This window comes from Pseudomonas sp. GNP012 (assembly GCF_054343835.1).
The window spans coordinates 1,631,864-1,654,028 of record NZ_JBTGUU010000001.1 but is presented as its reverse complement, the minus strand read 5'-3'; the positions used below and the strand labels follow the sequence as shown (position 1 = coordinate 1,654,028).

Sequence of the window (22,165 nt, the reverse complement as noted above, 5' to 3'; positions counted from 1 at the left end):
TTAAGCGGTCATTGATGGCAACACTCAGTTTTCCGAGTTGCAGTTGTCGGCGAACTTGCTGTAATCCAGCACCTGGGTTTTCGACTGGGAGTCGAGGTACGTCAGCCGTGCATTGACCACACCGCAGGAAGGCGTAGCGTCCTCGGTCAGCGAAACCACTTTCCTGATGTCAAGATGGCTGCCGTAGGTGTAGGTTTTTGGCGCAACATCGGCTTCGGCGCGGGCCGACAGGGTGCAGATGTTCAGGGCGGCAAACAGGCAAGCGGCATAGATGGCTTTGGTGTTCATGGCGAGTTCCTCAAGGTTTCAACAGGTCGCTGGTTCGTTGGGCGAGGCGGTCTGGTTTGCCTCGATGGAACCTATTAAAAGCCTGCGAGGTATCTCGTCTGTGTCGCGAATCGGCGTGAATCAATCGGTACGTATCAGAACCGCGTGCAGATACAGAGCAATACAAAAGCCCCGGAAATCGGCTTTTTTGCCTTCGTGTGTATCCGCAGGCAGGCCGGATACACTGCAATACAAAGGGCCACAGGCGACCCCGCCCAGGCTCGATAGACTGTGTGGCATTACCCATTTACCAGAGGTCTGGCCCAATGGATCACGTTGATCACATCCTCATCGTTGACGATGACCGCGAAATCCGCGAGCTGGTCGGCAACTACCTGAAGAAGAACGGCCTGCGCACCACCGTCGTGGCGGATGGGCGGCAGATGCGCGCGTTTCTGGAAACCACCCCGGTGGACCTGATCGTGCTGGACATCATGATGCCGGGGGACGATGGCCTGCTGCTCTGCCGCGAATTGCGCGCCGGCAAACACAAGACCACGCCGGTCCTGATGCTCACCGCGCGCAACGATGAAACCGACCGCATCCTCGGCCTGGAAATGGGCGCCGACGACTACCTGGTCAAACCCTTCGCTGCCCGTGAACTGCTGGCGCGGATCAACGCGGTGCTGCGACGCACCCGCATGCTGCCGCCGAACCTGGTGGTGACCGAAGCCAGCCGCCTGCTGGCCTTCGGCCGTTGGCGCCTGGACACCTCGGCCCGTCACCTGCTCGATGAAGACGGCACCATGGTCGCCCTGAGCGGCGCCGAATATCGATTGCTGCGGGTGTTTCTCGACCATCCGCAACGGGTGCTCAACCGCGATCAACTGCTCAACCTGACCCAGGGCCGCGACGCCGACCTGTTCGACCGTTCCATCGACCTGTTGGTCAGTCGCTTGCGCCAGCGCCTGCTCGACGACGCCCGCGAACCGGCCTACATCAAGACCGTGCGCAGCGAAGGCTATGTGTTTTCCCTGCCGGTGGAAATCCTGGGCGACCCATCATGACGCAGGCGCTGCTTTGGCCGCGGACCCTGGCTTCGCGGCTGTCGCTGATTTTCCTGATCGGCCTGATCCTCGCTCAGGCATTATCCTTCGGTGCGCAGTACTACGAACGCTACGAATCCTCGAAAAACACCATGCTCGGCAACCTGGAAACCGATGTTTCCACCTCCGTTGCCATCCTCGACCGCTTGCCCGCCGATGAACGAGCCGCCTGGCTCAAACAACTGGAGCGGCGCAACTACAGTTACCTGCTCAACGAGGGTTCGCCGGGCACGCCCATCCGCACCGACATGCCCGATGCGCCCATTGCCATCGCCTCGATCAAGGACGCCATCGGCCACGATTACCCGATGACCTTTACTGAGATTCCCGGGCCGAAAAAACACTTCCAGGTGCACCTGAACCTGGCGGATGGCAGCCCGCTGACCATCGACCTCCGCCCGGCGATGGTGCCGCTGTCGCCCTGGCTGCCCTTCGTGTTGCTCGGGCAACTGGCACTGATGCTCGCCTGTTCCTGGCTGGCGGTCAGAATCGCCATCCGCCCCCTCACCCGCCTCGCCGAGGCCGTCGAAACTCTGGACCCCAACGCCCACCCCGTGCTCCTGGACGAAAAAGGCCCGACCGAAGTCGCCCACGCCGCCAAGGCCTTCAACGCGATGCAGGCACGCATCGCGGCGTACCTGAAGGAACGCATGCAATTGCTCGCAGCGATCTCCCACGACCTGCAAACCCCGATCACCCGCATGAAACTGCGCGCCGAGTTCATGGACGACTCCAGCGAAAAAGACAAACTGTGGAACGACCTGGGCGAGATGGAACACCTGGTGCGTGAAGGCGTCGCCTACGCCCGCAGCATCCACGGCGCCACCGAAGAAAGCCGCCGCACCGACCTCGACTCGTTCCTCGACAGCCTTGTGTTCGACTACCAGGACATGGGCAAGGACGTTCAACTCACAGGCAAGAGCTCCACCGTCATCGATACCCGCCCTCACGCCCTGCGCCGGGTACTGGTCAACCTGACGGACAACGCCTTGAAATTTGCCGGAGCTGCCGAGTTGCGCGTGGAAAAACAGGCCGACGGGAAGCTGTCGATCAAGATCCTCGACCGCGGCCCGGGAATCGCCGAAGAAGAACTCAAGCACGTGATGGAACCCTTCTACCGCGTGGAAAACTCCCGCAACCGCAGCACCGGCGGCACCGGGTTGGGGTTGGCGATTGCCCAGCAACTGGCGATAGCGATTGGAGGGGCGTTGACCTTGAGCAATCGGGAAGGTGGGGGGTTGTGTGCGGAGCTGAGATTGCCGGGGTAGAGGGATTGGCTTGGGGGTGAGGATGTTGGGCCAGCTGTAGAAAATGTTCGGCTGGAAGGCCGCCTTCGCGGGCAAGCCCGCTCCCACAGTGGTTCGGCGTATGTCTGAGAGAGATTGGTCGATTGGCAGGCCGCCATCGCTGGCAAGCCAGCTCCTACCTTTGATTTTTGACAATGTCGAAAGGACGGAAGATCAAGATCAAAAGATCGCAGCCTTCGGCAGCTCCTACAGTGGGTCGGCGTACACAAACGCTTTTCACCACTCAACAGGCCGAGCGTTAGCTCGCCTGCAGCTCTTGATCTACCCGCCCCCTCACGCCCTGAGCCTGTCCGTCAACCTGTGACGACCTCCATCGGCGCTTCTACCAACGTTGATCCGTGCCGCGTCAAAGCCTGCAAGTAAGCCTTTTCGTCATAGATGGTGCTGGTTTTCCAGCACCGATAGACGATTCTGATCCACTTGAAAGCCAGTGCTCTCAGGGCCGCTTGGTATGAGCAGCCCTTAGCCCGTTGCTGCCGATAGTAAGCCTCGGCCCACGTTGATTGAGTGATGCTGTGAGCAGCCCATTCGACAAAGGTCTGACGCAAGAAGGTTGAGCATCGGTAGCGCCAATACACGACTTTCTTCTTGCCGCTACGCTGAGTCACGGGTGCGATTCCGGCATATTGCTGCATCGCATTGGCGTCGCTAAATCGATCACGCTGTTCACCAAAAGCCACCATCAGGCGTGGTGCAAGATGTTGGCCGGCACCAGGGAGCGCTTTGAAGATCGGGTAATCGCTCAAGGTGTTGGCCGTTTCTTCGATCTCGCGATCAAAATCCTTGAGGGTGCAAATGAGCCCTTTGAGTTGTGACGCCAAGGCTGTCGTGTACAACTGCGCAGGACGTATCACCCCCGGATCCTGCGTCAAAGGCATCGCTTGGGTGATGATTTCCCAGCGTGTTTGATTGAGTTGAGCGTGACGAGCGTTGTGCTCGTTAAAGAACTTGAGAAAAGTACTCTGGCGAGAACGCTTGAGCTGCTCAAGTGTGGGCCAGCGCATCAAAAAGTCACAGAACACCACGCTGTCATGATTGCTAAATAGCTCAAGGGCCGCTGGATAATACTGTTTGAGCGTACAGATCAGGCGGTTGCTGACTTTCACTCGCTCATCAACCAGTGCCCGTCGATGTTCTGTCAGGCTGGCCAAAATACGCATCGCCGGGCTTTGCGGCATCAGCTGCGCAAACCGTTGGGGATAGGTGAGCAACAACTCAAGCGCCCATTGCGCATCGGTCGGATCATCCTTGGCACCGCTGCCGACAAAGGCTTTGCGGTGTTTGGCCAAGGTGCTCGGATTGATGGGAAACAGGCAAAAGAACTCGTACTTTTGCAGGGCCGCCACCAACGGGCCCTTGTTGAGCTCAAGAGCAATTGCAATCGGCGCGCCATAGCGCTCAAACAACGATTTCGCCCATCGATCAATCGATTGGGGCGTGTGGTCGATGATAGAGAAGTGCCGCCGGGTTTCACCTGCGACCTGCAAACACACGTCGTGCTTGGTATCTGCCCAATCTATTCCGACATAAGCAGTGAATCTCTGAGACAGGAGCGTTTGCATCAACAACCTCCACTGGCGCTAAAGTACATGCAGGGACATGCATGCTTGCGTCCAGCGAAAGCGATATAGAGAGCCGTGTCGGGCTTTCCCTGAGTATTCGTTAGAGGGCGCAAGCGCACCTGTGGGCTCGAAAGTGAGGGGGTAATCATCACGTGCTTGAGAGGCATATTCGTAGCCCACAGGTGCATGTTCCTTCCTGGATCAAAGCTGACTTCCAGACGTTGAAGTATGGAAGAGGAAAGGAACGGACAACCTATATCGGCAGGCTGAGCGCAGGTGTTCATCCGGGGATGGGCGCGCAGCGCCGTTCGACGCAGTCGAACTCATTGCATGTAGGTCGAAGCGAAGCCGACCGGAGGGCAATGCCCCCGGATGAATGCCGCAGCGAAGGAACCCCGAGCCACAGCGAGGGGCCGTACGTAAGGGGCGAGCGCTTTTGATTACTTTTAAGGCGCTTGTTAAAAGTGACTCGCCGTAAGGGCGAAACCGCCAGCCGCCGTTACCGAAGAAACGGATATGTACTCAATCAACAACCCCCAAAACCCCCTCCCCATGCATCTGCCGCAACAACACCAACCCACCCTCCAGAAACTCCGAAGACCCCACCGCCCCAGCCTCCACCGCCAACCCCTGCAACAGCTCACGCCCGGTCAACTCGGGAAACTCGCCAACAAGCAGCAACAACCGCCACGCCAACGGACTCAACCCGGAAAACTTCACACTCCAGTCCTCGGCGCGACGCACCAGCAACAACGTCGGCTGAGCCGGTAAAACGTCCGGCTGGTAATCCGGCCCCACCCGTTGCACCGGCCAGGCATACGCCAACGGCCAGGCCAGGGGCGACACCTGCAAGGGCCGATCCAGCAGCAACGCCGCATCACCCGCAGCCACAGGCTCGGCGTCAGATTGTTGCAGCGCCATTTCCACCCACTCGTAATGCGCCAGCTCCACCATGAACGGCGGCCACGCCCCATCGGCCAACGCCAGCGGTTCACTGGCAAGAAACTCGACAAACTCCTGGGCGATCTCACCGAATTTCGGCGTGCGGGCGCGGTAGTCCCGCAGAAAAATCCGCACCAGCGAACGCCAGTGTTCATTGCCCAGAATCTTCACCAGGACCGGAAAGGTTCCGCTGAGCAATGAAGACAGATTGGCGAACACCAGATCGCGATAAACCTGTGCCCGCGCCGGGTCCATTTCGGTGGGTGGTGCGTTGTGCTCAGGGTCGCGCAAGTACAGGCCCATGGTGGTTTGTTGCTGCACAAGGCTCGACTTATCCACGGTTCATCCCCTCCTGCTGCAGGCGGCGAATGGTCTGCAGTTCCGCCACCAGTTCGGCGAATGCCGGAAAATTGAAATCGCGCTCCAGCAAGGTCGGCTGCGCACCGAACCGGGCGTAAGCCTGGGCCAGCAACGACCACACCGCCGGTTTCACCGAAGCGCCATGGGTATCGATTTTCAAGGTATCGGACTCATCGAAATGCCCGGCGATATGCATGGCCACCACCCGTCCTGCATCGATACCGGCGAGAAACGCCTGGGGATCGAAACCGTGGTTGATCGAGTTGACGTAGACGTTGTTGACGTCCAGCAACAGGTCGCAATCAGCCTCGCGCAACACCGCATTGGTGAACGTCACCTCGTCCATGTCCTGTTGGGGGGCGGCGTAGTAAGAGATGTTTTCCACCGCCAGGCGCCGACCGAGGATGTCCTGGGCCTGGCGGATGCGCGCGGCGACGTGGTGCACCGCCTCTTCGGTGAACGGCAGCGGCAACAGGTCGTACAGGTGACCGTCATCGTTGCAGTAACTCAGGTGCTCGCTGTACAGCGGCACGTGGTAGTGATCGAGAAAACCCCGGACTTCCTGCAGAAAATCGACGTCCAGCGGCGACGGCCCGCCCAGGGACAGGGACAGCCCGTGACAGGACAACGGATAACGCTCGGCCAGTGCCCGCAGCGCCGCACCATGGGCGCCGCCAATGCCGATCCAGTTTTCCGGCGCGACCTCCAGAAAATCGAAATGACCGGCCGGGGCCACTTGCAGGTCTTTGAGTAAACCGCGACGCAGGCCAAGCCCGGCGCTGGCTTTGGCTACAGGGGGAATGGATGTCTGCATGGTATCGATCTCGCATGTGTCCAATGGCGCGGACCGGTGCCCGCCTTGAGACACAGTTAATCGAAGGGGTGTATCGGGACTGTGTTTGGCTGGGGCTGGAATAAGAGGTCATTGTGTCAAGAAGGGGTCTGGATACAGTGGGATACACACGATCCTTGCAGGCTCCGCTGATTCTGTGGGAGCGGGCTTGCCCGCGAAGAGGCCGGCACATTCAGAAGCGATGTTGGCCGAGCCACCGCTTTCGCGAGCAAGCCCGCTCCCACAGGGGTTTAGTGTCAATCATGAGGACTTTCGTCGCTCCAGACAGCAGTACACACGCCCCGGACTAGACTTAACGCACACAGGACCCGCTTGGTGCCCTGCACATCTCCACGACCACCGCCCAGCGGCGCATGCCTCGCCAAACGATGCCTCTGGACCGTGATCCTGCCAAAGGAGCACACGTGATGGACGAGGCCAGACTCAACGATTTCATGGGCAAACTGGTGAATGACATGGGCGGCGCGGCGATGCTCGCCAACGTCATCCTCGGCGAAGAGCTCGGCCTGTACCGGGCGATGGCCGACAGCCAGCCCATCACCCCCGAAACCCTCGCCGAGAAAACCGGCTGCAACACCCGCCTGCTGCGCGAATGGCTCAGCGCCCACGCCGCCTCCGGCTACATGGAACACCAGGACGGCCAGTTCCGCCTTCCGGAGGAGCAAGCCCTGGCCCTGGCCATCGAAGACTCACCGGTCTATATCGCCGGAGGCATAGGCGTGGTCGCGTCGTTTTTCCACGACAAGGACAAGCTGGTCAACGCCATGCGCGGCAACGGCGCCCTGCCATGGGGCGAGCATCACCCGTGCATGTTCAGCGGCACCGAGCGTTTCTTCCGCCCCGGCTACAAAGCCCATTTGATCGCCGAATGGTTGCCGGCCCTCGACGGCGTGGTGGCCAAACTGGAAGCCGGGGCCAAAGTGGCGGACATCGGCTGTGGTCACGGCGCCTCGACGGTGATCATGGCCCAGGCATTTCCCGATTCGCGCTTCGTCGGCTTCGACTACCACGCGCCCTCCATTACCGTCGCCACCCAACGGGCCGAAGAAGGCGGTGTGTCCGGCCGGGCCAAGTTCTTCCAGGGCACGGCAAAAAGCTACCCCGGCAACGACTATGACCTGGTCTGCTACTTCGACTGCCTGCACGACATGGGCGATCCGGTGGGCGCGGCCAGACATGCCTATGAGTCGTTGAAAGACGACGGCACGGTGCTGCTGGTCGAGCCCTACGCCAATGACTTGCTCGACGACAACATCAACCCGGTCGGACGCCTGTTCTACGCCGCCTCGACCTTCATTTGCACGCCGAACTCGCTGTCCCAGGAAGTCGGCCTCGGGCTGGGTGCCCAGGCCGGGGAAGCGCGGTTGCGCAAGGTGTTCAGCGAGGCCGGGTTCAGCCGTTTTCGTCGGGCCACGGAGACGCCGTTCAACCTGATTCTGGAGGCACGTAAATAACCCCCGAGGGTTGTAGGAGCTGCCGAAGGCTGCGATCTTTTGACTTTGCTTCATAAAAACAAGATCAAGAGATCGCAGCCTTCGGCAGCTCCTACAAAAGGCCGTGCCAATCTGCGTCCCCAGAGTGCTGAAAATGCTCGACAGCCTGATCCACGAACAACTCGACCGCCTCCATCAACGCATGGCCGACGCGCCGTTTGCAGTGCTGACCGGGGCCGGCATCAGCACACCGTCGGGCATCCCCGATTATCGTGACAACCAGGGCGTGCGACGGGGCCGGCAGCCGATGATGTACCAGGAGTTTCTCTCAGCCCCCGAGTCCCGGCGACGCTATTGGGCGCGGGCGATGCTCGGCTGGCCACGGGTGCGCCTGGCGCAGCCGAACGTGGCCCACGACACCCTGGCCCGGCTGCAGGGCACGCGACAGATCAGCGGGTTGATCACCCAGAACGTCGACACCCTGCATGACCAGGCCGGCAGCCATGACGTGATCGAACTCCACGGCAGTTTGCACCGGGTGTTGTGCCTCGATTGCGGCAGGCTTTGCGAGCGCGACTCGATCCAGCGCTTGATGGAAACCCGCAACCCCTACCTGGCCGGCGTCGACGCGGTACAGGCGCCGGATGGCGACACCCTGCTCGACGCGGCCTTCGAGGCCCGTTTCCAGGTCCCGCATTGCCCGCATTGCGCCGGGGAACGGATGAAGCCGGATGTGGTGTTTTTTGGTGAAAACGTCGCGCAAGCCACGGCGGCCAAGGCGATGGCGGCCATTGAACAAGCGGCCGGGTTGTTGGTGATCGGGTCTTCGTTGATGGCCTATTCGGCGTTTCGCTTGTGCCGGGCGGTGGTGGATCAGGGCAAGCCGTTGATCGCGATCAACCTGGGCAAGACCCGGGCGGATGACATTCTGGATATGAAGATCGAGGGGGCGTGCGAGCAGCTCTTGCCCTTGTTGGCCCAACGCCTATCTTCCTGATCAACCCAGAAAACTGTGGGAGCGGGCTTGCTCGCGAAAGCGGTGGGTCAAACCACATTGATGTAGCTGACACTCCGCCTTCGCGAGCAAGCCCGCTCCCACAGGGGCCGGCGCTCATGTCAGAGAAGCTTTTCCCCAAATTTTTCCTCTTTCAGCACATCAAACAACGCCTGCGCCGCCGCCGACAGCTCCCCCCCCGGCAACGTCAACACCCCAAGCGCCCGCTCCACCACCGGATCGCGCAAGGTGATGCAGCGCGCGCCCAGTTCACGCATCTGTCCGGCACACAAGGCCGGCACCGCGCTCACACCCAGGCCGCTGGCGACCATGCGCCCGACCGTCGCCAGTTGATGGCTTTCAAACTCCACCGACAGCTTCATGCCGCGGGCCTGCAGGTGCTCTTCAAGCATCACCCGCACGGTGGAAGGTCGCTGCAAGGTAATGAACGGCTCCTTGAGCAGGGTCTGCCAATCGATGTCATCGAGTTCGGCCAGCGCCGAATCCAGGGGCACCACCGCCACGAATCGATCGATGTACAACGGGGTGAATTGCAGTGGCGAACTCTGGGTCGGCTCGAACGCCACCCCCAGTTCAACCTGGCGGTCACGGACCATTTCCAGTACCTGCTCGTTGATCACGTCATTGACCGTCACGTTGACGTTCGGGTAGCGGGCGCGGAAGGTCTTGAGGATCGGCGGCAGCAGGTTGCCAGCGAACGATGGCATCGCCGCCAGGGTCACGCGACCGCGCTGCAGGGTGAAGCGTTGACGCAGCTCGTCCTCGACATTGTCCCAGTCGGCTATCAGCCGGCGCGCCAGCGGCACCAGGGCTTCGCCTTCAGCGGTGAGCGCCACGTTGCGCGTGTTGCGGGTGAACAGGCGCCCGCCGAGCCCCTCCTCCAGCGCCTTGATGGTCAGGCTCAGGGCCGATTGCGACAGATGCAGGCGTTCACAGGCCACGGCAAAGCTCAGGCTCTGGGCCACGGCGAGAAAGGCGCGGATCTGCTTAATGGTCATGTTCGCTTCGCTTCCAGTTGTAAGCTACAAGCCTGGAGCTGCAAGAAAGCAGCGGTTTGTTGAGTTTTATCTATTAATCAACCTTAAAAATCAACTTAACAAATGAATACTTCGGCGAGACACTCCATCCCATTCGGCTAGCCAGCCGCCCACAAAGAATAAAAGAGGTGCATATGGCAGGTTTCGACAAGCGCGTGAGTTCCTATGAGCAAGCGTTGGCAGGTCTTGAAGACGGCATGACCGTGATCGCTGGCGGCTTCGGCCTGTGCGGCATCCCGGAAAACCTGATCGCCGAGATCAAGCGCAAGGGCACTCGCGACCTCACAGTGGTCTCCAACAACTGCGGCGTCGACGGTTTCGGCCTCGGCGTACTGCTGACCGACCGCCAGATCAGCAAAGTGGTGGCGTCCTACGTCGGCGAAAACAAGCTGTTCGAAGAGCAGCTGCTCAAGGGCGAAATCGAAGTCATCCTGACCCCGCAAGGCACCCTCGCCGAGAAAATGCGCGCGGGCGGCGCTGGCATTCCGGCCTTCTTCACCGCCACCGGCGTCGGCACTCCGGTTGCCGAAGGCAAGGAAGTGCGCGAATTCCATGGCCGCAAGTACCTGATGGAAGAGTCCATCACCGGCGACTTCGCCATCGTCAAAGGCTGGAAAGCCGACCATTTCGGTAACGTGATCTATCGCCACACCGCCCAGAACTTCAACCCGCTGGCCGCCACCGCCGGCAAGATCACCGTGGTCGAAGTCGAGGAAATCGTCGAACCCGGCGAGCTGGACCCGGCGCAGATCCACACCCCTGGCATCTACGTCGACCGGATCATCTGCGGCACGTTCGAGAAGCGCATCGAACAGCGCACCGTGCGTAAGTGATCCCCTGCCCCCGGACCGAATGAAGGAATAACGACAATGGCACTTTCCCGCGAACAAATGGCTCAACGCGTCGCCCGCGAAATGCAGGACGGCTTCTACGTGAACCTGGGCATCGGCATTCCGACCCTGGTCGCCAACTACATCCCTGAAGGCATGGAGGTCATGCTGCAGTCGGAAAACGGCCTACTGGGCATGGGTCCGTTCCCGACTGAAGAAACCATCGATGCCGACATGATCAACGCCGGCAAACAAACGGTGACCGCGCGCATCGGCGCTTCGATCTTTTCCTCGGCCGAGTCCTTCGCGATGATCCGCGGTGGTCATGTCGACCTGACCGTGCTCGGTGCCTTCGAAGTGGACGTGCAAGGCAACATCGCCTCGTGGATGATCCCCGGCAAGCTGGTCAAGGGCATGGGCGGCGCGATGGACCTGGTGGCCGGCGCAGACAACATCATCGTCATCATGACCCACGCGTCCAAGGACGGTGAGTCCAAGCTCCTGTCGCAATGCAGCCTGCCGCTGACCGGCGCCGGTTGCATCAAGCGCGTGCTGACCGACCTCGCCTACCTGGAAATCGAAAATGGCGCATTTGTCCTCAAGGAACGCGCACCTGGCGTCAGCGTCGAGGAAATCGTCGCCAAGACCGCTGGTAAACTGATCGTCCCGGACCACGTTCCGGAAATGCAGTTCGCTGCCCAGTGAGGAATCATTCCATGCAAGAAGTCGTCATTGTTGCCGCCACGCGCACCGCGATCGGCAGTTTCCAGGGTTCCCTGGCCAATGTTTCTGCCGTTGACCTGGGCGCTGCGGTGATCCGCCAGTTGCTGGCGCAGACCGGCCTGGACCCTGCGCAAGTCGATGAAGTGATCATGGGCCAGGTGCTGACCGCCGGCGCCGGGCAGAACCCTGCGCGCCAGGCCGCGATCAAGGCCGGCCTGCCCTTCGCCGTACCGGCCATGACCCTGAACAAGGTCTGCGGTTCGGGCCTCAAGGCCCTGCACCTGGGCGCCCAGGCAATTCGCTGCGGCGATGCCGAGGTGATCATCGCCGGCGGCCAGGAAAACATGAGCCTGGCCAACTACGTCATGCCCGGCGCGCGCACCGGCCTACGCATGGGCCACGCGCAGATCGTCGACACCATGATCAGCGATGGCCTGTGGGACGCGTTCAACGACTACCACATGGGTATCACCGCCGAGAACCTGGCCGAGAAGTACAGCCTGACTCGCGAGCAGCAGGACGCGTTCGCCGCCGCCTCGCAACAGAAAGCCGTGGCCGCCATCGAAGCCGGGCGCTTCGTCGATGAAATCACCCCGATCCTGATCCCGCAGCGCAAGGGCGATCCGCTGTCCTTCGCCACCGACGAGCAGCCACGGGCCGGCACCACCGCCGAATCCCTGGGCAAGCTCAAGCCGGCCTTCAAGAAGGACGGTTCGGTGACCGCCGGCAACGCTTCGTCACTGAACGACGGTGCCGCCGCCGTGATCCTGATGAGCGCCGAAAAGGCCAAGGCCCTGGGCCTGCCGGTACTGGCGAAAATCGCGGCTTACGCCAACGCAGGCGTTGACCCGGCGATCATGGGCATCGGCCCGGTGTCGGCCACCCGTCGTTGCCTGGACAAGGCCGGCTGGAACGTCGACCAGCTTGACCTGGTTGAAGCCAACGAAGCCTTCGCCGCGCAATCTTTGGCGGTGGCCAAGGACCTGGAATGGGACTTGAACAAGGTCAACGTCAACGGCGGCGCCATCGCCCTGGGCCACCCGATCGGTGCTTCGGGTTGCCGCGTACTGGTGACCCTGCTGCATGAAATGCTCAAGCGTGATGCCAAAAAAGGCCTCGCCACCCTGTGCATCGGTGGCGGTCAGGGCGTGGCACTGGCGCTCGAACGGGCTTAAAGCGTTCAACAGACGGCGCGGGGACCCACGAAGATCCGTCGCTGTCTGGACAAACACCCGGTGCGATGCAAGTCGCACCGGGTTCTTTTTTGCCTGCGTTTTTTCAGATGGACCGCGTCATCGTTCTTCGCGAGCAAGCCCGCTCCCACAGTGGACCGCGCTCGTCTGGACAACTCGGTCAAATGTGGGAGCGGGCTTGCTCGCGAAGGGGCCCGACGAGTCACCCCAAAAACTGCAGAATCAACCCACTGTCCGCCCCCACTGATCACCACAAAGCAAAGTCTACGCAGCCATGCCCAGCATCTGCTGCCCTGGAAGCCTGGCAGCTCAACATTACAAGCAGCCACAGACCATGGCGCAGCGGTGGTTCATGGCAGGTTGGCCTCCTCGCAGATGCCCAGGAAACGTAGGCGCAAAAGATCCTTTCGTACAAATTACGAAGCCTGCATGTATACAAAATCCGCACACAGATAAAGCAATCTAGCCGATGCAATGTTACCGTTGCCACCTCACACAGGTCGGAGACATGCGCGTGTTGATCCTCAAACTGCTGGTAATCCCAGGCTTCCTGCTGCTGATTTCCCTGGCTGGCAAACGCTGGGGACCGAGCGTGGCCGGATGGTTGTCGGGATTGCCGGTGGTGGTCGGACCGATCCTGTTGTTCCTTGCCCTTGAGCAAGGCCAGGCGTTCGCTGCGCAATCGGCCACGGCGGCGCTGTCAGCCATGTTCGCGATGATTGCGTTTTGCGTGACCTACGCCCAGGTCGCACAACGGGCCGGATGGCCCCTGGCGTTGATGATCTCGCTGGTGGTCTGGACGCTGGTGGCGGTTGCCCTGTCGCTGATCCCGGGATCCCTGGTGTTCTCGCTGTGCGCCGCCGCGACCGCGCTGCTCGCCGCGCCTTATCTGTTCCCCGCCGTGCAACCGGTGCTCAGTGGCCCGGGGCCGAAATCCGACAAGCTTGTGCTGCGCATGGTGGCCGGTGCATTGCTCACGCTGGTCGTGACATTGCTCGCCAGCACCGTCGGCGACCGCTGGAGTGGCCTGTTGGCGGTGTTCCCGGTGTTGGGCAGCGTGATGGCGGTGTTCTCCCAGCAAACCCGTGGCCCGGCCTTTACCGCAGCGTTGCTGCGCGCCACCGCCACCGGCATGTACTCGTTCGCCGCCTTCTGCCTGGTGTTGGCGCTGACCCTGCCGACGATGGGAATGAACGCTTTTGTGCTGGGCATCGCGGTGTCGGTGGCCATGCTGGGTGTGACAAAGCGTCTGCTGGCGCGGCCGGTTGGCCCGACGACGGGCGCTGGAGGAACCGTCAAAGCACCGAAACACGTTCGATGAGGTACGTCGGAAAGAATGCAGGGGGCCGCTTCGCGGCCCAGCGGGAGCAAGACTCCCTCGCCACAGGAAAGCGACCTCACCGCAAGTGACCGCTCGGTAGAGCACGCTGGAATGCAGCACAACCTCCATGGGATGATCACGCCCCACCGTGCGCCCATCCCTGGAGATTTCGATGTTTTTGTTGAGTAAAAAAGCCCTTGTCCTGCTGCTGGCAGCCGCTACCGGCTTGGGGGCTTTGAATGCGCAGGCTGCCAAGGCCACTTCCAGCGATGCGCCGGCCCGGAAAGTCTCGATGCTCGGCAGCAAGTTCACCTTCAACCTGCCCAAGGGTTTCATCGCCAACCCGCTGCCGGCCAGCCCGGACGGTGCCAGCGGCACCCTGTACAGCAATGAAACCACCAAGACCGTAGTGATCGCCGCTGAAAACACCCTGCCCAACGGCATCAGCGTCAAGGACAACGACGGCGGGTTCCTCGACGGTACCGTGGCCGATTTCGATGCGGCGCAACACAAGTCCCTGCCCGACTACAACAAGCTCAGCGAGAAAACCCTGACCCAGAAATCCGGGCTGGGCCTGCGCCAGATCGACGGCACTGCCACGCAAGGCGGTGGCATGACCCTCACCACCACGCTGATGGCCGCATCCGGCACCCGCATGGCGGTAATCCAGGTGATTTCCCGCCCCGGCGACATGGCGGCCCATGAAACCCTGATCAAACAGATCGTCAGCGGAAAATAAGGCTCAGGGGTTAAGACGCTGCAACCAGGCGCTCAAGTCCTGGATCTCTTCGGCGCTGATGCTGTGGCCAACACCGGGGTAGCCGTGAAACTCGGGGTCGAGTGACACGCTCTGCAACAGGCTGTTGGCTTCAGTGCCGTCGCTGTAGGGAAGACGTTTGTCCTGCTCGCCATGACCAATGAAAATCGCCAGCGACTGACGCTTTTCATCCGGTTTGAGCTCGGACTTGAGCACCGGCAGAATCCGCCCGCTCAACGCAGCGATCCCGCCGAGCGCTTCGGGATGCCGCAAGCCCACTTCGTAAGACATGATCGCGCCCTGGCTGAAACCGACCAGGAACACCTTCTCGGGCTCGGTGTGATATTTCTTCGCGGCCTGTGCGACGAAGTCCAGCAACAACTGGCCGCTGGACTTCAAATCATCGGTCTCGCCGTTATAGGCCCCTTCGCCCTTCTTGCGGAACCACTGATAGCTGCCCGCCTCCATCACCAAAGGTGCCCGTACCGACAGGTAGGTGTAGGACGCGGGCAAGTCGTCCTTGATGTCGAACAGGTCCTGTTCGTTACTGCCGTAACCGTGAAGGAAAATCACCAGGGGTTGATGGTTCGAATCGGTGGTGGTCTGCGCCAGGTACTTGAGTGGCAGGTCGGTTTGCAGCGGGGTTTGGGCGTGAACGGCAGTGGATGCCAACAGCGTGAGCAGCGCGAGAATCTTCAACATGGGTCTTCCTTCACGGAATGCAGGATTCGCGCAAGAGCCTAACACTGTGAATCAGGCAGGAACATCTCCGGTGAGGCGAATGCCGTCATCGCGGGCAAGCCCGCTCCCACAGGTTTTGTAAACGCCACAAATCCACTGTGGGAGCGGGCTTGCCCGCGATGAGGCCAGTACAGCCAAAGACAATTACGGGATCAGTCGTTGATCAGCTTCCCCACCCGAATCGGTTCGCGCCCGGCGACTTTAGCCTGCCAGGTACCAGGTTGGGTGTAGCGCCCACGATCGATGGCGAACAGCACGCCACTGGTGCCGGCCTGCACGGTGGTGACCTTGTCGTTCAACGGGTCAACCACCTCGAACAGCGCATCGCCCTTCTCCACCCATTCCCCGGCTTCACGCAGGAAACTGACCACGCCGTGATGCGGTGCGAACAGGTATTGGGTGCCTTCGAACGGCATGCCTTCACAACAGTCGGCCGGTGCCGCCGGCCAGGTGCCGGAGATGAAACCCTGCTCGGCGAGGAAGCCGAGAATGGCCTCGCAATTGGCCCGGGCCTGGTCGACCCGAGTGTCCCCCATGCTGCCCAACTCCAGCGTGGTCGCCAGGTTGGCCGGGGGAATCGCCGCCGCCGGGAATGCCCGGGCCAGGCGTAACCAGGGCGAAGAACAGGACTCGTCGAACGAGCTGCCGCCGGAGTCCTCACACAACAGCGCCACGCCAGCTTGCAAGCGCGCCGCCAGGGATCGCCATTGTGGCCAGTGCTGCGGCAACGCGTAGATGTGGATCGCAGCGTCGAAATCGCAATGCAGGTCGAGGGTGATGTCGGCGTCGCAGGCATGGCGCAGCAACAGGCGGTGCATGGCTTCCAGCTGCGATGTCGCTGCCGGCAAGTCGTCGAGCACCTGGCCCATGGTCTGGCGAATCAGCGCGATATTGGCCTGGGCATCGCTGCCGAGGCGATCACCGACCCGCTCGGCCACCGGTGCGCTGAGTTCGACGAACGAGCGGTTGAAGTTCTTGCCACTGCCCAGCTCGAAACGCCCCATGTGGCTGCCTTGCAGGTGCTGGTCCAGGCCAATGGGATTGGCCACCGGCACCAGTTCGATCACACCGTTCAACTGTCCCTGTTGCTCAAGTTCGGTCAGGCGCGTCTTCAACTCCCAGGCCGTGCGCATGCCCGGCAATTCGTCGGCATGCAGGCTGGCCTGGATGTACACCTTGCGCGGCCCCGCGCCATAACGAAACACGCTGAGGGTGCGCTCAGTGCCCAGGTGGCTCCAGGGAAGTTTGTGATCGATGCGTTGCATGGACGGACTCCTGATGTCTGCACGGTGAAATCACCTGTGGGAGCGAGCCTGCTCGCGAATGCGTCAAGCCAGCCAACATGGATGTTGAATGTACCGGCGCCTTCGCGAGCAGGCTCGCTCCCACAGGGATCTTTGTGCTGAAAATGATTGCACAAAAAAAATGGCAGCCGCGTCAACGGCTGCCACTTTCTCGAACGGCTGGATTACTCGCCGTAAACGTCAAACTTGAAGTACTTGTCCTGCACTTGCTTGTACTTGCCGTTGGCGCGGATCTCGGTGATGGCTTTGTTGAACTGCTCGGCCAGGGCGGTATCGCCCTTGCGCACGGCAATGCCGGCGCCGCCACCGAAGTATTTCGGATCGTTGTACTCAGGACCAACGAAGACAAAACCCTTGCCGGCGTCGGTTTTCAGGAAACCGTCGTCCAGGTTGACCGAGTCGGCCAGCAGCGCGTCAACGCGGCCGGAGACCATGTCCAGGTTGGCTTCCTGCTGGGAGCCGTAGCGCACCAGGACAATCCCCGCCGGTTGCAGCACTTCAGTGGCGAAGCGGTCGTGGGTACTGGCACGCAGAACACCGACTTTCTTGCCCTTGAGTTCGGTCAGCGGGTCCTTGACGTCGCTGCCTTCCTTCATCACGAAGCGCGCCGGGGTGTGGTAGTACTTGATGGTGAAATCGACGTTCTTCTTGCGGTCGTCAGTGATGGTCATGGACGACAGGATGGCGTCGATTTTCTTGACCTTCAGCGCAGGGATCAGGCCGTCGAACTCTTGCTCGACCCAGGTGCACTTGACCTTCATCTGCTCGCACAGGGCGTCGCCGATGTCCACGTCGAAACCGGTGAGTTTGCCGTCAGGGGTTTTCATCGAGAATGGCGGGTAGCCGGCTTCGATGCCGATACGGATCGGCTTGGCGTCGTCAGCCACGGCGGTCAGGGACAACATCGACAGTGCCAGGGCACCGAACATCACTAGCTTCTTCATTTATAACTCCTGTGTACGGAGGCTTTTATTGGCAGCATTCGGTCCTCGTTTTGTAAGCGGAAACCGAAGTGGCCGGCAGTCTAGAGCGGCTACAGGAGGGCAAATTACGCCAGGACGACAAAAACTTATAAAAAAGTGGCACCGTGATCGAGTCATTGCGGTGAACGCGCCATGAAGGCGCAACGTCTGTCGGACAGATCGCATTTGCAGACCAGACCTACAGGCTTTTCGACGCCATCAGACGCAACGGGCCGGCTGGCGATACCGGGTGTTTTACGGCACATTGAGCGCCCTTGAGTCCCATCGAGAGTAGCGCGATGCCCACGTTGAACCTGATCCAGCACCACCCCGCCGAAGGCCCGGGGGCCATCGCCTTTTGGGCCGAGTCCCGAGGGCTGACGCTGAAGGTGTTTCGCGCCGACCTGGGGCAGTTGCCGCCCGTCAGCGCCGATCCGGTGATCCTGCTGGGCGGGCCTTATGAATCCAACGCCGGCCCGGCCTGGCTTGCGGCCGAACGGCAATGGCTCAAAGGCAGTCTGGATCTGGGTGGGGCCGTGTTCGCCATATGCCTGGGGGCTCAGTTGCTGGCGTTGAGTCTGGGCGGCAATGTACGGCGCATGGACCGCAGCGAAACCGGATGGACCACGGTGAGCTTTATCGATGGGCAAGCGCTGAAGGTACTCGAGTGGCACGAAGACGCCATCGACCTGCCGCCTGGCGCGCAGTTGTTGGCCAGCAGCGAGCACTGTGTGCAGCAGATGTACCGCGCTGGGCCGGCGCGGCTGGGGTTGCAGTTTCATCCGGAGTGGAACGCCGAGTCGGTGGCCACGCTCAATGCGCATTTTGGCGATGAGTCGCCGTTGCCACGGGGGGTGCAGGACGGTGCGGCCTATGCCGAGGTGATGGCGTGGTTGCAGGCGACGCTGGATGAGTGGTGGGTCGCTGCCTCTCGCTGAATAAGATCAAAGCACATTCCTGTGGCGAGGGGGCTTGCCCCCGTTGGGTTGCGCAGCAACCCCAGAATCTCACTAATAGTCGAGAGTTTTGGGAGCGCTTCGCACTCCAACGGGGGCAAGCCCCCTCGCCACAATGATCATTGGTGTTTGGGTATCAGCATTCGCAACCGATCACTTTACGGGCCGGCCGCTGCTCGGTGGCACTCAACTCAAACCCTTCATCCAGCCACCCGGTCACGCCGCCGATCATCTCCTTGACCGGATAACCCAGGGCCGCCAGCTTCACCGCCGCCTTGTTGGCGCCGTTGCAGTGAGGCCCGGCGCAATAGACCACGAACAACGTGTTTTTCGGATAACCGGCCAAACCTTTGGCGGTCAACAAGCGCCCGGGAATGTTGATCGCTCCCGGTACATGCCCGCGCTCGAACGCCAGCGGGCCGCGCACATCCACCAGAATGAAATCGACTTCGCCAGCCTGCTGGCTGCCGTAGACGTCGGAACAATCGGTTTCGAACGTCAGACGGTTGCTGAAATGCATCAGGGCGATGGCCGATGGGGCGGCGGGAATTTCGCGAACCAGACTGGTCATGGGCTGTACTCCAAAGAGGCGGTGGGTGTGAGGAGACTTTATCCGCCCGGCATTTGCGGCTAAAGTGGCGCACAAGACACCGATCGGGAATTTTCCGCCAAATGCATCCCAACCCGGCAATGGTCGCGATTCTGGCCTACGACGGCCTCTGCACATTCGAGTTCGGCATCGCCGTGGAGATCTTCGGCCTGCCACGCCCTGAGTTCGATTTCCCGTGGTACGAACATCGTATCGTCGCCGTCGATCAAGGCCCGATGCGTGCCATGGGCGGGATCCAGGTCCTGGCCGACGGCGGCATGGAATTGCTCGCCGATGCCCGCACCATCATCATTCCCGGCTGGCGCGACCGCAGCGCCGCGGTCCCCGCAGAGCTCATCGACGCCCTGCGCCAGGCCCATGCGCGTGGCGCACGGTTACTGTCGATCTGCTCCGGGGTGTTCGTCCTCGCCGCCACCGGGTTGCTCGACGGGCACGGTGCGACCACGCACTGGCGCTACACCTCGGAACTGGCCGAGCGGTTTCCCGGCATCCTGGTGGACCCGGACGTGCTGTATGTCGATTCCGGCCAATTGATCACCTCCGCCGGCAGCGCGGCAGGCATCGACGCCTGCCTGCATCTGGTGGCCCGGGACTTCGGCACGCAAGTGGCCAATTCCGTGGCCCGCCGCCTGGTCATGTCGCCGCAACGCAGCGGTGGCCAGGCGCAATTCATTCCGACGCCGGTCAGTCCTACACCGCGCAGTGATCTTTCCCGCGTCATGCAGTGGGCACGTGAGCGCTTGCACGAACCGCTGGAAGTGCGCGACCTGGCCAGCGAAGCCGCCATGAGCGAACGCACCTTCCTGCGTCGCTTCACCGAAGCCAGCGGCCAGTCACCGAAAACCTGGTTGCAGCAGCAACGCCTGGGCCGCGCCCGCGAACTGCTGGAAAGCAGCGACCAGAACACCGAGCAAATTGCCGAACGTTGCGGTTATCGCTCGGTGGAAAGCTTCCGGGTGGCCTTTCGAACCGTGGTTGGCGTGCCGCCATCGGTGTATCGGGAGCGGTTTGGGCGTGGGGGCAGTGCTTTACCTTCGGTTGGCCTTTAAGACGCCTTCGCGAGCAGGCTCGCTCCCACAGTGGATTTTCAGTGTTCACACCATCTGTGTGGGAGCGAGCCTGCTCGCGAAGGCGTCAGCCCGGTCACCGACTGATCAAGGCTTGCGCAACAGATAGGTATCCATGATCCAGCCATTGGCCAGCCGCGCCGCCTTGCGCACCCGTTCGATTTCATCCGCGACATCCTTGAGCTTGCCGCTGATCAGGATTTCATCCGGCGTCCCCAGATAGGCCCCCCAGTAAATCTCGGTGTCCTGATCCGCCACCTGATGGTAGGCATCCTGAGCATCGAGCATCACCACCAGGCTGTCGGCATCGCTCACCTGCTCTGCCGCCAACCGCCGGCCCGTGGTGATTTCAACTGAGCGGCCAATCTGGTTCAGCGCCACCTTGTGCTGTGCCGCCAGGGCCTGGACGCTGGTAATGCCGGGGATCACCTCGAACTCGAACTCACAGGCGCCCGAGGCCTGAATCGCCTGAAGGATACGGATTGTGCTGTCGTACAGCGTGGGGTCGCCCCACACCAGGAAACCACCACACTGGTCGTCGGACAGTTCTTCATTGATCAGCCGTTCGAAGGTCTGTTGTTTGACCAGGTTCAAGTCGTCGACACTGCTCCTGTAGTCCACCTCACCGCGCTCGCGCTCGGGGCTGTGGGCCTGGACGAAACGGTAAGCGTGGTCGGTGATGTAGCGTTCGCAGATTTCGCGCCGCAAGTCGATGAGCTTGTCTTTGCTCTCCCCCTTGTCCATGAGGAAAAAAATATCGACCTGATTCAGCGCCTTCACCGCTTGCATCGTGATGTAGTCGGGATTGCCGGCGCCGATGCCGATGATCAGGAGTCTTTTCATCACAGCAGGTCCTCGGGGTCGGTGCCCGGCAAGCGCAACCGCCAGCGGCCATGGAACCTCAGCTCCACCGCCGACAGGGGTTCGACGTCGATCAGGCTGGACGATGCGCCCTGTAACACGTGCGTCAGCGCGGCGCGAATGACAAAGGGATGGGTAATGGCAACGATGTGTCCGGGTGTCGACTGCAATGCGGTCAACCACGCCCCCACCCGTTCGCCCAATTGCACCAGCGACTCGCCACCGTGGGGTGCCGAAGCCGGATCTTCCAGCCAATGCTCGAGCGCCCCGGGGTCGTTTTTTTGCAGAGCGCCGATGCGCTCACCACCCCAACGCCCGAAGTCGCAATCTTTCAGTGCATCGACAATTTCCGGTGCGCTGCTGAAAAGCTCAGCGGTTTGCCGGGTGCGCAGTTCCGGACCGCAGACAAGGCGTGGAACGCCCTTGAACTGATTGCAACGCGAAAGCCTGAGCGCTTGCCAATCCATCTCCAGAGGTTCGTCCAATGGAAAACGCGCCAGTTTCTGTGCGACGGTTCGAGCGTGACAAATCAGGGTTAAACGGGTCGCCTGCACCGGCAATCACTCCAGGGATGGAAAGGAACAACGGCGTCAGGGGGAGCGCCATCGTGCAATTGTGCCGCAAGCGAGCTGGCCTTGGGGGCGTTTAATTTTCCTGTTTGAAGCGGGCTCCGTCAGGCATTTCCCGGCGGATTTTCTGTTATCACTGACTGCAACCAAGGCAATTGCCTACAAGACTTTGCGACATCGGCGTAGCCCCTTGCTGTAGGCACTTCGCCCCTTTTTCGGGCACGGTCGGACCATGCGAAAATTAACTAGACAGGCAGCACGCGATAATTAAATACTCTTTTCAACGGACTGTTAAAACATGTGCCACGCTCATCCAGCAGGAGCCCGGATGCCCTTTCTCCAACACCCTATCAATGTGCCAGGCCCGGCAACGCCAGCGGCCGAACCGT

22 protein-coding genes are annotated in these 22,165 nt (G+C 61.2%); 11 read left to right on the top strand and 11 right to left on the bottom strand.

Translation table 11 applies throughout. The annotated features are described in order from the left end of the window. Window positions 1-24 precede the first annotated feature (24 nt). The gene (locus ACXX83_RS07475) at window positions 25-288 is read right to left on the bottom strand and encodes a DUF2790 domain-containing protein (RefSeq protein ID WP_217837926.1); all 264 of its coding nucleotides are present in this window, start codon (window positions 286-288) and stop codon (window positions 25-27) included. A 305-nt stretch (window positions 289-593) separates the two neighbouring features. Here ACXX83_RS07475 and ACXX83_RS07470 point away from each other — a divergent pair, with 305 nt between their 5' ends. Both ACXX83_RS07470 and ACXX83_RS07465 read left to right on the top strand, forming a co-directional pair. Continuing rightward, window positions 594-1,334, top strand: coding sequence for a response regulator (locus ACXX83_RS07470; RefSeq protein WP_015094561.1), 741 nt, complete (start codon window positions 594-596; stop codon window positions 1,332-1,334). Next, a complete protein-coding gene (locus tag ACXX83_RS07465; protein WP_458547993.1) occupies window positions 1,331-2,641 on the top strand; it encodes an ATP-binding protein in 1,311 nt (436 codons plus the stop codon). Before ACXX83_RS07470 ends, ACXX83_RS07465 begins: the two co-directional genes overlap by 4 nt. Before the next feature lie 332 nt (window positions 2,642-2,973). Here the strand turns inward: ACXX83_RS07465 and ACXX83_RS07460 are convergent, their stop codons facing one another. From ACXX83_RS07460 to ACXX83_RS07450, 3 genes are all read right to left on the bottom strand, one after another. Then, window positions 2,974-4,242 carry an IS110 family RNA-guided transposase gene (locus tag ACXX83_RS07460; protein WP_458547629.1) on the bottom strand — a complete coding sequence of 423 codons (1,269 nt, stop codon included), beginning with the start codon at window positions 4,240-4,242 and terminating at the stop codon, window positions 2,974-2,976. A gap of 522 nt (window positions 4,243-4,764) precedes the next feature. After that, window positions 4,765-5,523 (bottom strand): HvfC family RiPP maturation protein, encoded by a 759-nt coding sequence (locus ACXX83_RS07455; protein ID WP_458547992.1) that lies wholly within the window; start codon window positions 5,521-5,523, stop codon window positions 4,765-4,767. Beyond that, a complete protein-coding gene (locus ACXX83_RS07450) occupies window positions 5,516-6,358 on the bottom strand; it encodes an HvfB family MNIO-type RiPP peptide maturase (RefSeq protein WP_458547991.1) in 843 nt (280 codons plus the stop codon). Before ACXX83_RS07450 ends, ACXX83_RS07455 begins: the two co-directional genes overlap by 8 nt. A 446-nt stretch (window positions 6,359-6,804) precedes the next feature. Between ACXX83_RS07450 and ACXX83_RS07445 the strand changes: the two genes are divergently transcribed. Together ACXX83_RS07445 and ACXX83_RS07440 are read left to right on the top strand one after the other, a co-directional pair. Beyond that, window positions 6,805-7,851, top strand: a complete 1,047-nt coding sequence (locus tag ACXX83_RS07445; RefSeq protein ID WP_458547990.1) for a class I SAM-dependent methyltransferase — start codon at window positions 6,805-6,807, stop codon at window positions 7,849-7,851. Window positions 7,852-7,984: 133 nt separating this feature from the next. Beyond that, entirely contained in the window at window positions 7,985-8,827 is an 843-nt protein-coding gene (locus ACXX83_RS07440; protein WP_458547989.1) for an NAD-dependent protein deacetylase, read from the top strand. A 119-nt stretch (window positions 8,828-8,946) separates the two neighbouring features. Here ACXX83_RS07440 and ACXX83_RS07435 read toward each other — a convergent pair whose 3' ends face one another. Continuing rightward, a complete protein-coding gene (locus ACXX83_RS07435; RefSeq protein ID WP_458547988.1) occupies window positions 8,947-9,843 on the bottom strand; it encodes a LysR family transcriptional regulator in 897 nt (298 codons plus the stop codon). Between the two features lie 173 nt (window positions 9,844-10,016). Here ACXX83_RS07435 and ACXX83_RS07430 point away from each other — a divergent pair, with 173 nt between their 5' ends. The 5 genes from ACXX83_RS07430 (at window position 10,017) to ACXX83_RS07410 (ending at window position 14,688) form a co-directional block, all read left to right on the top strand. After that, window positions 10,017-10,715 (top strand): CoA transferase subunit A, encoded by a 699-nt coding sequence (locus ACXX83_RS07430; RefSeq protein ID WP_015094554.1) that lies wholly within the window; start codon window positions 10,017-10,019, stop codon window positions 10,713-10,715. Window positions 10,716-10,751: 36 nt separating this feature from the next. After that, complete coding sequence (locus ACXX83_RS07425; RefSeq protein WP_007975748.1) at window positions 10,752-11,417, top strand: CoA transferase subunit B; 666 nt, start codon at window positions 10,752-10,754, stop codon at window positions 11,415-11,417. 11 nt (window positions 11,418-11,428) lie between these two features. After that, a complete protein-coding gene (locus ACXX83_RS07420; protein WP_458547987.1) occupies window positions 11,429-12,610 on the top strand; it encodes an acetyl-CoA C-acetyltransferase in 1,182 nt (393 codons plus the stop codon). Window positions 12,611-13,142: 532 nt separating this feature from the next. Beyond that, on the top strand, window positions 13,143-13,949 hold the full coding sequence (locus ACXX83_RS07415) for a hypothetical protein (RefSeq protein WP_458550166.1): 807 nt from the start codon (window positions 13,143-13,145) through the stop codon (window positions 13,947-13,949). 172 nt (window positions 13,950-14,121) lie between these two features. After that, window positions 14,122-14,688 carry a DcrB/PsbP domain-containing protein gene (locus tag ACXX83_RS07410; protein WP_015095671.1) on the top strand — a complete coding sequence of 189 codons (567 nt, stop codon included), beginning with the start codon at window positions 14,122-14,124 and terminating at the stop codon, window positions 14,686-14,688. 3 nt (window positions 14,689-14,691) lie between these two features. Here the strand turns inward: ACXX83_RS07410 and ACXX83_RS07405 are convergent, their stop codons facing one another. The 3 genes from ACXX83_RS07405 to ACXX83_RS07395 form a co-directional block, all read right to left on the bottom strand. Beyond that, window positions 14,692-15,408: an alpha/beta hydrolase gene (locus tag ACXX83_RS07405; protein ID WP_458547986.1), complete on the bottom strand. Its 717-nt coding sequence runs from the start codon at window positions 15,406-15,408 to the stop codon at window positions 14,692-14,694. A 191-nt stretch (window positions 15,409-15,599) separates the two neighbouring features. Next, entirely contained in the window at window positions 15,600-16,712 is a 1,113-nt protein-coding gene (locus tag ACXX83_RS07400) for a succinylglutamate desuccinylase/aspartoacylase family protein (protein ID WP_458547985.1), read from the bottom strand. 203 nt (window positions 16,713-16,915) lie between these two features. Then, on the bottom strand, window positions 16,916-17,695 hold the full coding sequence (locus ACXX83_RS07395) for an L-arginine-binding protein AotJ (protein ID WP_217837917.1): 780 nt from the start codon (window positions 17,693-17,695) through the stop codon (window positions 16,916-16,918). Between the two features lie 317 nt (window positions 17,696-18,012). Here ACXX83_RS07395 and ACXX83_RS07390 point away from each other — a divergent pair, with 317 nt between their 5' ends. Continuing rightward, window positions 18,013-18,651, top strand: a complete 639-nt coding sequence (locus tag ACXX83_RS07390) for a type 1 glutamine amidotransferase (RefSeq protein WP_458547984.1) — start codon at window positions 18,013-18,015, stop codon at window positions 18,649-18,651. Between the two features lie 154 nt (window positions 18,652-18,805). On the opposite strand, the gene ACXX83_RS07385 is transcribed toward ACXX83_RS07390, so the two are convergent. Further along, window positions 18,806-19,240, bottom strand: coding sequence for a rhodanese-like domain-containing protein (locus tag ACXX83_RS07385; RefSeq protein WP_217837915.1), 435 nt, complete (start codon window positions 19,238-19,240; stop codon window positions 18,806-18,808). A gap of 101 nt (window positions 19,241-19,341) precedes the next feature. Here ACXX83_RS07385 and ftrA point away from each other — a divergent pair, with 101 nt between their 5' ends. After that, window positions 19,342-20,328, top strand: coding sequence for a transcriptional regulator FtrA (gene ftrA / locus ACXX83_RS07380; RefSeq protein WP_458547983.1), 987 nt, complete (start codon window positions 19,342-19,344; stop codon window positions 20,326-20,328). 105 nt (window positions 20,329-20,433) lie between these two features. Here the strand turns inward: ftrA and cobF are convergent, their stop codons facing one another. Continuing rightward, window positions 20,434-21,189, bottom strand: a complete 756-nt coding sequence (gene cobF / locus ACXX83_RS07375; protein ID WP_458547982.1) for a precorrin-6A synthase (deacetylating) — start codon at window positions 21,187-21,189, stop codon at window positions 20,434-20,436. Beyond that, complete coding sequence (locus ACXX83_RS07370) at window positions 21,189-21,761, bottom strand: histidine phosphatase family protein (RefSeq protein ID WP_458547981.1); 573 nt, start codon at window positions 21,759-21,761, stop codon at window positions 21,189-21,191. The genes cobF and ACXX83_RS07370 overlap by 1 nt, the downstream gene beginning before the upstream one ends. Between the last annotated feature and the right edge of the window lie 404 nt (window positions 21,762-22,165).